Genomic DNA, 16,918 nt, shown 5'->3' with positions numbered 1-16,918 from the left:
TATGAACCCGCAGCCATCTTGTGTACATCACTGGCTCTATCTGCCTCTTTACACAAGACTTCAAACGTTCCATCATGATGCTCCCTTATTTTAATGACCTTAGGCTCCCACTATACTATCGATCGTTTATCCGTTTAACAGTTCCGAATTGTTCGGATACCAGTTGAATGATCTCACATTCAATGCAAATGTATGAACTCCGAGCTTAGCTTTTTCACATACATTCGTCAGATCGACAGCTTACATGGATTCGTCTGCCTAGCCATAGCCATTTTTTAAAGAACCCCGCATCGGACTCCCACCGATTACGACTTCACCTGACTTCACCCCTTTGTGTGGATAGACACACGCACTGGATGCAGGAGGATTAGGCGGATGAGGGTTGGAACTGTTCCTCACCTGTCGGACCTACCCCGACAAATACATCATGATAGTTAGAAAAACCCCATGACGACACAAACTAATAGATTATTCATTAAGCTTTCTATAATGTCTGTTTCATCATGAGGTAATTTTCTACTTATTTCACTAGTAAATTACTAGCTTATAAAGTAACGTTTCGTTTAATTTTATTAAGGAGTTACTAAAACACCTACTGGATCTGTAGTGACTGTCCACGCAGCTCCATCCCAATTCATTGTAACATCTACTTTTATACTACCAATTGTTAGAGTATAAGTTACTTCAGTAGTATCAGCATCGACAGTAATCGTTAACTCATAACCATCAGTTGTTGCAACTGTACCACCTACTTGATTCGTGATATCTGTTCCATCAGAAGTAGCAACAGCTTTGGAGAATGTTAGAACAATTTCATCTGCACTTACTTCATTACCTACTGTGTAAGTAATTGGTTCAAGTTCTAATAGATCTAACGCATCTTGAATTTTGATTACTTCTGCGTCAAGTGCTGCTTGACCATCCGCTGCTGTTAACGTTAAATTAACCTCTGCGATTGCTGCTTCGAATAATGCCCAGCTTGCTGCTGTGTATTTTCCATCAGTATTGTTTGCTGGTACTTTTGTTACTATTGCATCGTACGCTGTTTTCGTTCCAGCTTCTTGTGCTAATGCGTAAGCATCTATTGCAGCTTGTAAATCTGTTACTGCTTGATCTACCGCACCTTGTGTTGCATTTGTATCAGCTACTACTACTTCTGCTGCTGCAATTGCTCCAGTAAAGGCATCTAATTCTGCTTGTGTTGTCCATTGTTCTGTTGTTAACACATCAGAACCGTCTAAAGATACTGCTACTGGTGTTACTGCTTTCGCATCAGTAACTTTTGTGTCTAACGCTGCTTTAGTTACTGCAACTTTCGTTCCAGCTTCTTGTGCTAATGCGTAAGCATCTATTGCAGCTTGTAAATCTGTTACTGCTTGATCTACCGCACCTTGTGTTGCATTTGTATCAGCTACTACTACTTCTGCTGCTGCAATTGCTCCAGTAAAGGCATCTAATTCTGCTTGTGTTGTCCATTGTTCTGTTGTTAACACATCAGAACCGTCTAAAGATACTGCTACTGGTGTTACTGCTTTCGCATCAGTAACTTTTGTGTCTAACGCTGCTTTAGTTACTGCAACTTTCGTTCCAGCTTCTTGTGCTAATGCGTAAGCATCTATTGCAGCTTGTAAATCTGTTACTGCTTGATCTACCGCACCTTGTGTTGCATTTGTATCAGCTACTACTACTTCTGCTGCTGCAATTGCTCCAGTAAAGGCATCTAATTCTGCTTGTGTTGTCCATTGTTCTGTTGTTAACACATCAGAACCGTCTAAAGATACTGCTACTGGTGTTACTGCTTTCGCATCAGTAACTTTTGTGTTTAACGCTGCTTTAGTTACTGCAACTTTCGTTCCAGCTTCTTGTGCTAATGCGTAAGCATCTATTGCAGCTTGTAAATCTGTTACTGCTTGATCTACCGCACCTTGTGTTGCATTTGTATCAGCTACTACTACTTCTGCTGCTGCAATTGCTCCAGTAAAGGCATCTAATTCTGCTTGTGTTGTCCATTGTTCTGTTGTTAACACATCAGAACCGTCTAAAGATACTGCTACTGGTGTTACTGCTTTCGCATCAGTAACTTTTGTGTCTAACGCTGCTTTAGTTACTGCAACTTTCGTTCCAGCTTCTTGTGCTAATGCGTAAGCATCTATTGCAGCTTGTAAATCTGTTACTGCTTGATCTACCGCACCTTGTGTTGCATTTGTATCAGCTACTACTACTTCTGCTGCTGCAATTGCTCCAGTAAAGGCATCTAATTCTGCTTGTGTTGTCCATTGTTCTGTTGTTAACACATCAGAACCGTCTAAAGATACTGCTACTGGTGTTACTGCTTTCGCATCAGTAACTTTTGTGTTTAACGCTGCTTTAGTTACCGTAGTTTGGTCACCATCCACTTTTTCAGTTGCAGTTACTGTAATCGTTGCGTCTGCTTCACCAGTTGCTTTTAGAGTGACTGTAAATGTATCCGCTGTTGTTGTTTTTGCAACTTCTATTGTTACCGCAATGTTATTTACATTCACTTTAATTTCAGCTGTTAATGCATTTAGAAGTGTAATTCCGTTTACTAATACTAGATTTTTATACTTGTTAGCTGTATTTGCAGTTTCTACTGCTGCTTTAGCTGTTGCTACATGCGTTGTTACTGGTGTTGGTGTTGGTGTTGGTGTTGGTGTTGTTCCTCCACCTGAACCTCCTGATCCTCCAGAACTAGACCCGCCACCTGTACTTGGCGTCTGTCCAGTAGCTGTCTCACCAGTGCCAGTTGTAGAGTCCCCAATCACGACTTTTGTAATTTGAGAAGCAATTGAAGAATAGTTATCAATAATACTTGCAGCTGTTGAACCTTCTGGAACTGTTAATTCATTAACCTTGACTCCCGTACCAACTGTTACAGTTGCTTCTGGGTTTTCAACTACTAATGATTCGATTTGACCAGCAATGTTTAATGCTAGTTCAGCTAAAGTTGTTAAAATTAATTCTTCGATCGTTGCATTACCTGTAATTTCTAATTTAGCAGTTGATTCAACTGTAATTTTCGTAACCGTTCCATCTACATTTACTACTTCAACTGTTGCAGCAATTGTAATTTGTGGAATTGTTGTGTTTGATTCGATTGAGGTATTGTCACGTTTTACGTTTAATGATTGTACAATCGCGTTTACTAATTTTAATTTTGGTCCTTTTAACTCGTCTTGAGCGAATTTGCTATCTATAGAGGCTAATGCGCCAACGATTGAGTTGTCTACAACGACTTCACCAGCGACCGTTACGCCGTCTAATACTACTTCTGAATTTACGTTGGAAGTAATTGTCGCATTTTCAGTTACGTGTGCATTTTTCACTGTTACGTAGTTTGCATTAATTACTAATGAACCAATTGATGCATTTGTTTCAAATACAACAGGTGACTCTTCAGTGCCTGCGTTATTTAATACAAGTCTGTTTACATATTTAATGACCCCATCTTTCACAACGGCAGTTACAGATGCACCAGCTAAAGCAACCTTGTTAGCTTCTGTGAAGATTGATTTTACTGCTGAATCGAATGAATATGTATTTCCATCCACAGTAATTGCTGTATTTGTATAATCATTAACATTGAATGTAATCGTTTGTTCTTGAGTAGCTGCTTTTTCTGCACGTACAATAAATGAAGCCATTTGACCGCGCGTTACGTTTGCAGTTCCATCAAATTTCGTAGCTGTTTTACCAGTTGTGATGTTATTTTCATATAAAGCGGCAATTGCAGATTTATACATTGGATTTACATCAGTAAATGGTAGTGAATTTACATTATTTGCTTTTAGATTTAGCGCAAGTGTTAAAATTTTTGCTACGTGGTTACGTTGGATTGGCTGATCTTGACGGAAAGTTCCATCTTCATAGCCACCAATAATTCCTGCTTGTTTTAATGCAGCAATTGACCCGTAGAATGGATGTGTTTTAGGAATGTCTTTGAAGTTAGGGTTTACAACATTTGTCGTATCTAAATTTAGTACACCTGCAATAATTTTTGCTGCTTGACCACGTGTTAAAATTTCACCTGGTTTAAATGTCCCATCTGGGAACCCACCAATAATCCCACGTGCGTTAAGATTTAATACATCCTCATAGAAATATTGTGAAGAATTAATATCCTTCAGTGTACTTGCCTCTGTAGCGGCTGGTGCAGCTACTACAACTGCAGATGCAGCCACCACTGCAGCTGAGGTTGCTTTAATAAATTTAGCTTTTTGATTATGTTTCTTACTTTTTTTACCCATTCGAACTCCTCCTAAAATGTAGTTATTTGTCATATTTTGAAATATGAATCTAATCAATTGTAATTTATTTGGAACATAATTTCCATATTTTTAGGAAATTAAGTAATAAAAAAGATATACAACGACTAAAATAGACATTTGTATGCACATTCAAATAAGTTCTTTAGAATCATTTTAGATTGAAATAAATCAGTGCCTTAGGATTATATATATATATACAACTTCAATTTTTTCCAGTGATATACAAAAAAACCTTGAATTAGCCAACAAAAAATCGCATACGTCATTAGAACTAACAAAAAATTATCATTTGAACATTTCGACAATATATCGAAAAATAATTCCTAATTATCTGATAAATATTTTTAAACACGTCCTATGGGATTTCCTAAAAAAATATAAAACGAAGCAGCTTCCCTTTATTGGTGAGAGCTGCTTCGTTTTATTTGTATTATTTTATACAAGTTACACGGTATTTAGAGCAGCCACATTCTAGCGGTTGCTCCTTCTTATTGAAAAGAATTAAAAAACTTTCAAAAACATGTCCCCTCGAGTAGTCAAATTTTCTATATGTATTATGAAGGGAGCGATTTATATGGTTTTTGATTATTTAAAGGACTATCAAACATTTAACACGGTTGCAGAAATGGACGAAGTGGTGGCAATTCATCTTGAAAGTCATGACTTAACAGAAGCAGAACGCAATGTTACTTTACGCATCTCACAATCCGCACTTGCCTACCCAGGTGCTGCACATTTAAAGGCTAAAACGATTGCGGATCATGTTGGGGTTAGCACCAAAACGGTATATCGTGCTGTGAAAAAGTTAAATGAATTAGGCATTTTACGCATTGTCGCTAGCACAAAACTAAACGGCATTAAGGGTGCGAATATTTATCAACTTTTACATGTCCCATCGGAAATGTCCGAGCGGGTCCCAACTGAAAATACGCATGACATCAAGGTTTGTGAGGATATTCCTGCCAACCAATCTATTTCTTTTAATCTTTTTAAAACAAGCTCTTTACATGAAATATATATTAATAGACTCTCACAAATTAATAATTGGCAAAATACGCTTTGTGAATTTCTGCAAGATTTTCCGATGAAGGACGAGCTAAAAGAAGGTTTACATAAAGCCATTTTAGCAACACCTATTCAAACTATGCGCGAGTTTACGATTGCAAGAGATGCCATGTTGCGTATTATTCATGATGTACAAGATGGTAAGCTGACGATTCAAACGACATTACGTGCGGTGTATAAAGGGGCTTATGAGCGAGCGGTTGTTAGGCCAAACGTGAAAGAAGTTGAAATGCAGCAAGTAAAAAGCAAGCGACCTGTGCCGTTTTATGATTGGTTGACGGTGAGGGAATGATTGTTATTTGGGCAAAAAGAAAAGCTCTATACAGCCGAAGCTATGTACTGGTCCATTAAAGATACCCATGCTGAATAAACCCCATAACATCCGCACAAATGGCGCATTTCAGCTTTCAAACGCAAAAGACGCATCCAATTACCTCATTTACTTTATTTCCCAATAGTTTATACTAAATTCATATCATAAGAATGGAGTGTACCATATGAGAAAGCCAGTTGTATTTTTCTTTACATTTTTAGCACTATTACTCTTCTCTACTACTAACGCAGAAGCCGAATCAATTAAAGCAACACCTTCTCACACAACAATTTTAGTAAACGAGCATGAGATCCAAGCAGGTGTCTATAATATTAACGGTAATAACTATTTTCAATTACGTGATTTAGCTCAAATTTTAGTTGATGAATCTAGTCGGTTCAACATCGGCTGGGATTCTAAAAGTAAAGTTATCGAAATCCTTCCAAAAGAAGAATATGAATTCGATTATCCTACATACAGTGAATCAAAGTACAAGCCATATAGCATAACTAATCAGCCAACTAAAATTAAAGTTGCAAATAAGTTGCAACGGATGAACGCCTACGTAATTGATGGTTCAACTTATTTTCAACTACGAGAGCTTACTTCTTTATTAAACATAACAATTGGCTATGATGCTAAAACACAGAAAATCACAGTTACAACACCTGGCATTCCCGGAGAATACCCACTTGGTGTAAATGTTAGCACTATCGATAACATCAAAAGTTATAATCATCCTAGATGGGCCTCTACTATTCAAGAATTTGTATTCGACATAGAAGGTCAAACTTCTGTATTAACAGTAGATGACACTATTTCAGTTACAACCTATGACGAAAACTATCAAACGACGTCTAAAAAATCAATTCCTTTCGAATTACCGATTTTCGGGACATTTTATAGCGGTGCGCAATACAACTATATTTCCTTTGGTCAACCCAACCAAGAAGAAACAAACAAGGAAGTCATTCGTATTGTCAAATACGATAAAAATTTCAATCGCATAAGCGCAGCCTCTATTTATGGGAATGCAATCATAACGACCATTCCATTTGATGCTGCTACTGGTCGAATGGCAGAGCATGGCGATTTACTAGCCTATCATACTTCACGTGAGCGTTATACAAGTAATGACGGCTTGAATCATCAATCCCAACTTACACTTATGCTCAATACGAATACAATGGAAGTCATCAATAAACTGGAGCCATTTCAATGGAATCACGTAAGCCATTCATTCGATCAATATGTGGCCTTCGATAATGGCAATACGATCTATTTAGATCATGGTGATGCCTATCCACGTTCACTTGTTCTGCAGAAAGAAAGTCCAACTGGAAATCGTGAAGAACTAAACATTTTTGACATTTCAGGAGCAACTGGAGCAAACGTAACAGGCGTATCAATCGGTGGTATGGAAATTTCAAAAAATCATATTTTAGTGGCCTTTAACTCAATTAATCAAAATAATTCGTATCTGTACACATCATACGAGCTAGAAAATGGCGATATAAATAAACGAAATATCTATGTATATGCAATCAATAAAGATTTCAATTCTTCAAGCACGGTAAGTATGAAAACTGAAATCGCACATTATGAAAACACCGATTTTTACACGACAACACCAACGATTGTAAAAATAAGCGATGAAAAGTTCGTTATACTATGGAATGAATATACAAATGAAGGAAAAATTAAGGACTTAAAATATGTTTCTGTAAACGAGCAGGGTGCAATAATTTCTGCAATCCAAACAAAGCCAGGCTTCTTACTATCAACGGCCCAACCAATCGTGAAAGATAATAAAATTATTTGGTACACAGAAACGATGAAACGCAAAGTCATTTATGAGTTGGAAGTTGAATAGCGGTTACTCCTTTCAAAGCAGTAAAGGGAAATTTAGGTAACCCAAAAGCCCTATGTAAGATTACTCTTGCATAGGGCTCTATTTATTTTATATTATTTACACGCACTGCCTGTCCCATCCTACAAACTAAGAAATCCGATAACATCCGCGCAAATGGCGTACATTTCCTTGGCGACTAAGTGATGGTTTGCTGAATCGATATTTTCAGAAGTGGATTTACTAATGATCCCCGCCTCGATTAAGCTTGTCCAATTACGTTCATCTGCTGGTTGATCTAGGAAAATTCCAGCTACAATAGCACTCGCTTTATTTAAATCAAGCGGCTCATTTTCCTTGTAGAAAATTTCATTATATACGGTTTGCAACTGCTCACTACGCTCGATAGCCTTTTCTGTCTGTATGCGATTAACAGAGCCCATTAGCATATTCATAAAATTATGCGTCGTTACGGGCTTTTCTACCATTAAATCATTGTCATAGCCACCTATCACTAAACCGTAGTTAATGAGTGTTTGTACAGATTGATCAAACCATTCGTCCTCATATGGATAACTAGCTTCTACCTGCTTCACAAATGCGCCTTGATGCTTTAAGTTCGCGCGTAGTTGTTCGATTAAGGCCTCATCCTTACTTAATTCGCGGAATGTGACGCCTTCTTTAATGGCCAATGACGCCGCAGTTCCAGCTGCATCGCCCGTTACCATGCCGGTTGGGACAATTCTTGTACTGCCTGCAGCTAACGATGAATAGCCCGCTGAACGCCCGACGACTAAAAGCCCATCAATTTTTAAAGGAACAAGCGAACGAAATGGAATCGCATATTGACTCGGCGTTGAAATGACATAGCCATAATCGTGTGGTGTTTGCGCCTGCACGTCTACCGGATAGGCACCGTAGCCGATATTATCCCAATGGTCGCTATTTTTCCAAACATCCGACATCGGTAACTGGTACTCCGCTAAAATGTGGCGGGTTTCACGTACATACAGTTCTGTTGGGTAACCTGCAATTTCTGCGTTTTCAAAGCCACCAAATTCCTTTCTTAAATAATCTACAATAGGCTTCGTCTCACGCTTTCCTTTTTCAATCGCCTCTGCCTTCGCTGTTTCACTTAAGCCATCCACATCAAAAATTTGCAACGCGTTAATATAATAGTCGTCGCCCTCTTTTACTAGATTAAGTCCTCGTAAACGGGTATTTTCCTCAACCGGCGTATATAGATCGTGCAGCTTCGTGAATCCCCAGGCGACCGATTTTTTTACCTCCGCTTGGCCAAACTTCTCGGATTTTGCTGTTTCCTTAACCTTTTTCCAATCGACATTTTTTAAATGGAGCATTAAGGTTACCGCCATTTTTTTATCTTCAATGCCAATGTCCTTCCCACCAACAAAGTATGGGACATTCGCCATAACCGCAATATCCGCATCCTGAGTAGCATCAATAAAAGCTTTCCCTTTTACTATGTATGTACCATTTGCATTTTTTACTTTGACACCAGTTAGTGTATTGCCGGTTAATAATATCTCTTCAACGGTTGTACTGACAGACAAAGTTAAGTTTTCCTCGGCAAAAACTAATTGCTTAAACGCAGCCTTTGCATCTTCAATATTAAAGGCATTGTCCTTACCAACTAACGCATGCCATTCTTTATAAATACCGCGACTAATTTGTCTAGTACTTTTACTTTTTGGGATATCTAAAAAGTTCAGCATTCCAAACGTAAAGAGCCCCCCTAGATCCTCGCGCTTTTCAATCAGTAAGGTTTTCGAGCCACTGCGCGCCGCCATGACCGCTGCTGCTACACCCTCAGGTTCTCCCCCAATGACAATGACGTCATATTGCGCTTCCAAATTTCCGATTGCAACGGGCTTTTCATAGGACTGCGCCATTATTTTTGGTTTTGTTATGTAGTTGATTATTAAAGCAATTACTACAAGGCTCGCTAAAGTTCCAATAGTAATAACTATTTTTCTTTTATTCATGCTGCAACTCCTCTCGTTTAAACTATTCTATCTTTTATTATAGGTTTTAATTGAGTTGTTTTAAAGGGTTGATGGACTTTTATGTAAAATATTGGATTTCCAATGCAAAAAGAAGTCCCCTATGAGATTGCACTCACAGAGACTTCCTTCATTGTTACACGCTCAATGCATTTTCATAAATCTCAAGTAAATTATGAGTTTACGTAACACCGACATTTTAATCAAAAAAGCTATTTTTATCTGCACCCGCAAACACTAAATTAACATCTGCAGCGGTTGTTGTGATTTGGAAATGTTGACCATCCACCTTTGTAGCTTGTGCTTGTATATTCGCATCGCGTAAACGATTATTTAATAAAGTAATTAGTTGATCTATCGTTGTGTACTTACTAGTTAAGGAAATGGCTACTGTATTTGCCCCATCAGCTATAGTAAAAGTACGATTTTTAGAAGTATCATCATTTGTGCCTTGTGCGGATGATTGATCAAAGAAGTACGACCAATCTGCACCTTCTAAAGTAAAGGCAGCTGTTGAACCCGTTTGGAATGTGCTTATTTGGAAAGTATCATCAAAGCCAAAAGCTGTTACTGTACGATTCATTATGCCATCGACGCCATTTTTTTGGAAGAAATAATCTTGAATATGACTGTCTACTACACTTCCCATAGATGCACCCTTAGTAAAATCTGTTGATAAAGCCCATGAAATATAAATTGGAATTCGTTCCCCATTAATCACAATGGTAAAGTCCTTTCGATTTCCTGTAAAATCTCCTACCGTTACAGGTTTACTAACCAGTTTAGCTTGAGCTTGTGTTGCATACACCGTTGAGAAGTCTAAACTTTGAATTGTTTTACTACTATAATTAATAGGCTCTTCCACAATGATATCAAAGGTAGCTGTTTTCCCTTCATAAGTAACTGTAATCATTTTTGTTCCTACTGTAGTAAAGTCCACAGGTAATACTTGTAAATCACCAGCATTCACTACCGCTGTTGTACTGTCAGATTTTGTTGCTGTTACAATTAAATCACTTAAATCTAACGATGTATCTGTTGTTAAATACTTTACTTTTGTTGGTGCTGTTGTAACTGTAATAGCTTGTACTGTTGGTGTGCTATTCTCGTCTTATGCATTATAACGAGCCTTCACCATGCAGGCGGCTTTCACCGCACACGGCGATCCGTCAGCTTGTCACTGACTGGGTTTCTTCGCTCCTGCTAGTTTTCTCCTCTTGCCATGTTACCATGACAATACATGTGGCTAGCGATTGACACTACTACAAACCCGCTGTCATCTAATACACCTCATCAGCTCTATCTGCCTCTTTGTATTAGACTTCAAACGTTCCATTAGATTGCTCCCTCTTTTTAATGACCTTAGGCTTCCACTATCCTACGAATGAAGCGTCTGTTTAACAGTTCCGAATTGTTCAGACTCCCTCATTATTATTGAAAATAATCGGCGTATGAATGAACTCCTAGCTTAGCTTTTACACATTCATACGTACCATTCGCAGCTTCCATGGATTCGTCTACCTAGCCATAGTCATTTTTTAAAGAACCCCGCATTGGACTTTCACCAATTACGACTTCACCTGACTTCGCCCCTTTGTGCTGATAGTGCACGCATTGGACGCAGGAGGATTAGGCACATGAGCAGATAGGAACTGTTGCTCATGCATTGGAATTTCACCAATGATTACATCCTAACAGTTAGAAATAGCTTGTGAATTTAAACTTTAATTCACTTGACCATTTTCCACACATTTCACTAGTTCCCTAGCTTATAGCGTAACGTTTCGTTTACTTTTGTTGAGGAGTTATTGTTATTGATATTGTAACATCAGTCGTTCTTGTTGTTCCGTTACCATCTTGATAAGCTACTTCAATTGTTACGGTTTCAGCAGCTGTCACTACAGTTGGTATACCAGTAATGGCCCCAGTAATAGGATTTAACGATAATCCAGCCGGCAATGAACCAGATTTAACTGCATAGCCTGTTGGTTGTGTTGAACCTATAGCTATAGTAGGTTCAACTGCTGAAAGTGTAGTATTGACTTCCTCAACAATCGCTGAATAAGTCACAATTGGCGCTGGTACAAATTCATTTATTGTTACAGTTGTACTAGTACTTGCTAATGACGTTGCAGTTGCTTTCACTCGTACTTCATACGTATCTGCTTCTAGACCCGTTACTGTGGGTCCTGTAATTGCTGTCCAAGTTGGATCACCTTGTTTACGATATTCTTGTCCTGCTAATGTACCTGAAATCATCCCATCATTCCCTGTAGCAGTGACCGCTGTTGCCACTAACCCTGTTGGTGCTGCTGGTACTGTTGGTGCTGGTACATATGAATTTACTGTTACCGTTGTACTAGCACTTGCTAATGACGTTGCTGTTGCTTTTACTCGGACTTCATAAATACCCGCTGTTAGATCTGTTACTGTCGACCCTGTAATTTCTATCCAATTTGTATCACCTTGTTTGCGATATTCTTGCCCCGCCGCTGTGCCAGAAATTATCCCATCATTGCCTGCAGCAGTTACGGCTGTTGTGCCTAACCCTGTTGGTGCTGCTGGTACTGTTGGTGCTGGTACATATGCATCCACTATTACAGCTGTAATAGCACTTTCTAATGACGTTGCTGTTGCTTTTACTCGGACTTCATAAATACCCGCTGTTAGGCCTGTTACTGTCGACCCTGTAATTTCTATCCAATTTGTATCACCTTGTTTGCGATATTCTTGCCCCGCCGCTGTGCCAGAAATTATCCCATCATTGCCTGCAGCAGTCACGGCTGTTGTGCCTAACCCTGTTGGTGCTGCTGGTACTGTTGGTGCTGGTACATATGAATTTACTGTTACCGTTGTACTAGCACTTGCTAATGACGTTGCAGTTGCTTTCACTCGTACTTCATACGTACCTGCTTCTAGACCTGTTACTGTCGGGCCTGTAATTGCTGTCCAGTTTGAATCACCTTGTTTGCGGTATTCTTGCCCTGCTACTGTGCCAGAAATTATCCCATCATTACCTGCAGCAGTGACCGCTGTTGCCACTAATCCTGTTGGTACTGTTGGTACTGCTGGTACTGCTGGTACTGTTGGTGCTGGTGGTGACGGGACATAAGAATTATTTGAATCGTCTCCATAGCTACTATCTTGCACTATTATTATAGTGCCATCCTGGAGCATAAATTTACCGAAGTTTCGCAAAAAGCTCGTTAAATTTTTAAATATTGAGGTTGGATGAATACCATCTGGAATGATAACGAGTGTCATTTTAGTATCTTTACTAATTAAAATTTGAACAAAAGTGTCTAATATTGAAAATTCATTGATTGTTCCATTCCATAGTAGCTCAAATTCCATTTTGGAACGATCCAGATTCGTTGATTGATTCGTTCTTTCAGGGATTTCAAGTCGATTAATCGTTCCTGTTCCAGCCAACTTTACATCTAATAATTGTACAAAACGAAGGATTAATTGATTCATATTGGCGTTAATCACAGTATCTTTCGCATTGTCTTGTAAAACCACCCTTAGTAATATCTGATCTGAATGAACATGTACGTTAGAACGATTGATAGTTAATACTGCAATGGAACTTCCTTTGAAGTCGATAGTTAAAGTAGTTGAAGAATTGGCAACTTTAGCAAGGGATGCCACTGGACTAACGGTAGCATCCTCTACAACGAATTCACCCTTTACCTCTACTTGATTAGTGGCAAAGCCTGTTACTGCACTACTTGTTAACGTAACATTACCTGCAATTACGACATTTTTCAGCTCAACAAAGTCGGCATTAATACTCATATCGCCTTCAAATGTTGTGTTCCCAGCGTCGAATGTTACTCGTGCTTCTTCTGCGCCAGAAGCGTTCAATTCTAATGCTGTAATACTGACAACTTCACCATTTACGACTTTGGCTTGAACCGTCGCGCCTGTTAATGCCTTGGCATTGGCTTCATTTAAGAAAGATTGAACGGTTTTACCAATTTTTAATTGTTGATCAGCTGTTTTCACTAACCCTTTTTCAATATCTTCTACAACGAACGTTACTTCTGTTGCCGTTTCTTCTATTGGTGCTTGCGTTACCAACTTTTCAGCTCTTACAATGAATGACGCAAGCTGACCGCGCGTCACAGCGGTATTACCTCCAAATGTCGTTTCTGTAACCCCTTGTGTAATACCGTATTTGTACATGGCTGCTACTGCACCTTTGTAATCGGCATGTACATCCGTAAATGGTAGCTTCATTGCTTCATCTACTTGTAATTGCAGTGCACGCGTTAAAATAATCGCCATCTCATTGCGAGAAATCGGGGCGTTTGGACGAAAAGTTCCGTCCGTATAACCACCAATAACCCCAAGCTGTTTTAGTGCCATGATTGCACCTGCAAACTCATGATTAGCCGACACATCACTAAAGCCCGTACTCGGCACAGTCCCAACATTCATCCCTAAAATGCCTGCAATCATTTTCGATGCTTGTCCACGCGTTACAGGATTACCAGGCCCAAATGTACCGTCCCCATAGCCGTTAATAATCCCGCGATTGGCCAGTTCCATAATGGCATCATAGTGAGTGTTGTTTTTGGATACGTCTGAAAATGCTGATGCAGCTGAAACCGTTCCACTTGAAGCAACGGCTACCGCTACTGCTAAAGTTGAAATAAATAATTTGTTTTTTCCCATGTTTCGCCTCCAAAAGTAAATTTTATAAATCCGAATAAACTATACTAAAAGGAGGTTAAAATTAGGTTAAAAAAAGAAAAAAACTTTTAAAAAACATAGATTCTTATTATATAAATCAGAATAAATTACAAGAATAGGTAAAAACACTATTTAACTTACAGAAGTCAAAGCAAAAAGAAATATAATAGACTGTTTTCCTAGCAATCGTTGGGCGTAAGCATGAGCATAGACGTATGACAAAAAAGCTCTACATAAACTTAGCTATGTAGAGCTTTTCCTCCATATTGCAATTGTCGTTAATTATCAGAGTTATTTGTGCAAACGGTGCATCTAAAAAGAATGCCCATAATTTCCTTCCAGCCTTTGTCGATATTTGCGCTATCGAATTTGTGGAATGGGTAGGATTGGAATGTTGGTGCAGACAAGTTTTTCTCTTTGTTATTAATGAAAATTTGATACGCTTCGTCCATTCCACTAATGACTGCGATATCTTCTAATTTTTCTTCCTTAATTTGCTCTTTTGTAGAGTCCATTAGCTGAACGGTTTGAACACGGGCCTTTTTCAAATTATCTGTTTCTTTGTCCGCTTTTTCTTCGCTAACTTCTATTACAGGTGGCTTGTCATAGACGATTTTCGCCTTGTCTTTAAAGGCGACTTCGGCGGGCTGTAAAGAAGTTCGCCCATCGTATCCTACAACATACACATACTGCTGATCCTCTATATCTTGTCCCTCATATTGAACAAGCCAATCTTCACGTACCGCAAAGTTATTATCAACTGAGTGTGTTGTAATGCGAGCTTGTGCGAATGTCCCAATTGGAATTTCAGTAAGGGTCTCCATATTTGAAGCGTCGATACTTACTTCATATACCGTTTCTTTTGGTTTTAGCTTTTGATGCTTGTTCATTTCCTCATAAGCAATAGATTCGATTGCTGGAATTTGTTGTTTTTCTAAAACTGTACCATCTAAAGTTTGATCATCTGCAATGGATTTTTCGAAAGTATATTCCACTGGTTGCCCTACTTCAATGTCTTGCCATTCCTTCTGATTGACGTAAACGACTAGCTTTTTATCGTTTGAAAGAATGTGGAATGTGATGGAATCTCCCTCTAAAATGATATCCTTCACAATCCCTTGAATAGGCGAAGTAAGTGTCCCGTTTTCATCGAGCTGATCGATGCGTTTTTGTAAAATTTCAATTTGGCGCTTCGTTTCAGCCATTGAACGCTGAATCATCGCAATGCCCTCTGCAGTTGGTGTACTTGGGTCAATGCCCAACTCCAATGTTAAATCGACTTGCCAGCTTTCATCATCACCAAATACCGTAGAATCACTTGATGTATAAGGCTCCGATTCCTGTGTTTCACTTTCTAGCTGCGATAAAATCATTTCTAATTCATCAAGCTCTTTATTGTATGCAGTTAGCTCGTTTTCTAAATTAGTCAGTTCGCGCTCTGCTTGTTCCGGCTTAAATAAAGCGAGTTCACTTAACTCATCGACACTTTGTCCTTTTGTAACAAGCACCTCACGAATTGCTTGTACAGGAGCTGCAATATAATGCTCATTTAATGCCGAAACAACTGCATCCTTTTCGAGGACCTTTTCGTATTCCTTTTCGGCGGCAGCTTGTGCATCATGTAAAGAATATTTTTTTAAAATCACATCATTACTTTTTAACAATAAATAGCCATTAACGATGACCAGTAATAGAACAATAATTACTGTGATTTTTACCTTTTTTGTTCGTTTCATTAAATATCAAACATCCTTTCAAACCAGATTGACACTGGCAGGATGCTAATACATGCAATTAGTAGAGCAAACACAATTTGAATACCGATCAGTTTTGCTAGCAGTCCCTTTTTTGTGTCCTGCCACTGTGATAAAAATGTATAGTGAATCCAAACCGTCACGATCGTCGCAACCGTTAGCTGGTTAAGAAAATACAACAGAAAATCCGCGTAATATACATACGCCATCATCGGCGCCAATGAGAAAAATGTAAAAGGCGTTGCAATACCAAATAGCATAAATATGATTAGTGTGATAAATTTCTCAATGATAATGACCGGAATTACATAAAGCTGTACTTTTTGAATCCATCGATACTCGATATTGTTCGTAAATACGTATAGGATGTACGGGACAACATAATAGTGAAAGAGGAAAAATACGATTCCCATCATAAGCGAGCCGATTAAATATACTAGTCTCGCATAACTATATTGATCATTTTGCCCACTGGCATATAAATACGTTAAATGACTCGTATTCATGCCCCATATATTACGAATAATATAGTAGAACATCGTAAAGCCAAAAATGACCCATACCCATTTTTTATATCCTGCTATTTTGCCATTTTCGCTATTTTCTAGCTGATACGTTAAGCGAGAAGGCTGCGATAATGGCTGAAAATAATTATATTTGTCCATTTCAACACTCCATTCATTTACAGCAATAATTACTATTATACCTAACTATCCTGTCCGTTTGTTATTAGGTAGAATAAGATACTTTTTGTATTATATACTTAATAAAAAATTTTCCAATAGTAGAAAGTGTGTGAAGTGAATTTTTGGAATTGTTTTTGGGAGTAGGAATTGGTTTGTGTGTTTGGTGCACGGCGCAAAAAGCCCTACACAGCGGTGGCTATGTAGAGCATTTTGCTAATTTTGGAATTGCAATGAATTGCAGGA

8 protein-coding genes are annotated in these 16,918 nt (G+C 38.6%); 2 read left to right on the top strand and 6 right to left on the bottom strand.

Going from position 1 to position 16,918, the window contains the following annotated elements:
• Positions 1–572: 572 nt before the first annotated feature.
• Positions 573–4,265 (bottom strand): S-layer homology domain-containing protein, encoded by a 3,693-nt coding sequence (locus DCE79_RS02590; RefSeq protein WP_159083038.1) that lies wholly within the window; start codon positions 4,263–4,265, stop codon positions 573–575.
• Between the two features lie 595 nt (positions 4,266–4,860).
• Here DCE79_RS02590 and DCE79_RS02585 point away from each other — a divergent pair.
• Complete coding sequence (locus tag DCE79_RS02585) at positions 4,861–5,643, top strand: helix-turn-helix domain-containing protein (protein WP_159083037.1); 783 nt, start codon at positions 4,861–4,863, stop codon at positions 5,641–5,643.
• A gap of 205 nt (positions 5,644–5,848) precedes the next feature.
• Positions 5,849–7,537 carry a hypothetical protein gene (locus DCE79_RS02580; protein ID WP_108711566.1) on the top strand — a complete coding sequence of 563 codons (1,689 nt, stop codon included), beginning with the start codon at positions 5,849–5,851 and terminating at the stop codon, positions 7,535–7,537.
• Positions 7,538–7,656: 119 nt separating this feature from the next.
• Here the strand turns inward: DCE79_RS02580 and DCE79_RS02575 are convergent, their stop codons facing one another.
• The 5 genes from DCE79_RS02575 to DCE79_RS02555 form a co-directional block, all read right to left on the bottom strand.
• Positions 7,657–9,519 carry an FAD-dependent oxidoreductase gene (locus DCE79_RS02575; RefSeq protein ID WP_108711565.1) on the bottom strand — a complete coding sequence of 621 codons (1,863 nt, stop codon included), beginning with the start codon at positions 9,517–9,519 and terminating at the stop codon, positions 7,657–7,659.
• Between the two features lie 217 nt (positions 9,520–9,736).
• Positions 9,737–10,618, bottom strand: a complete 882-nt coding sequence (locus DCE79_RS02570; protein ID WP_108711564.1) for a bacterial Ig-like domain-containing protein — start codon at positions 10,616–10,618, stop codon at positions 9,737–9,739.
• Between the two features lie 707 nt (positions 10,619–11,325).
• Positions 11,326–14,217, bottom strand: a complete 2,892-nt coding sequence (locus tag DCE79_RS02565; protein WP_108711563.1) for an S-layer homology domain-containing protein — start codon at positions 14,215–14,217, stop codon at positions 11,326–11,328.
• Positions 14,218–14,513: 296 nt separating this feature from the next.
• Entirely contained in the window at positions 14,514–15,971 is a 1,458-nt protein-coding gene (locus tag DCE79_RS02560; RefSeq protein WP_108711562.1) for an efflux RND transporter periplasmic adaptor subunit, read from the bottom strand.
• Complete coding sequence (locus tag DCE79_RS02555) at positions 15,971–16,654, bottom strand: amino acid transporter (protein ID WP_108711561.1); 684 nt, start codon at positions 16,652–16,654, stop codon at positions 15,971–15,973. Before DCE79_RS02555 ends, DCE79_RS02560 begins: the two co-directional genes overlap by 1 nt.
• Between the last annotated feature and the right edge of the window lie 264 nt (positions 16,655–16,918).

It is taken from the genome of Lysinibacillus sp. 2017 (genome assembly GCF_003073375.1).
In the GTDB taxonomy this organism is placed as follows: Bacteria; Bacillota; Bacilli; order Bacillales_A; family Planococcaceae; genus Solibacillus.
Note: the sequence above shows the minus strand (reverse complement) of the source record. Positions and strands in the feature narration are given on the sequence as shown.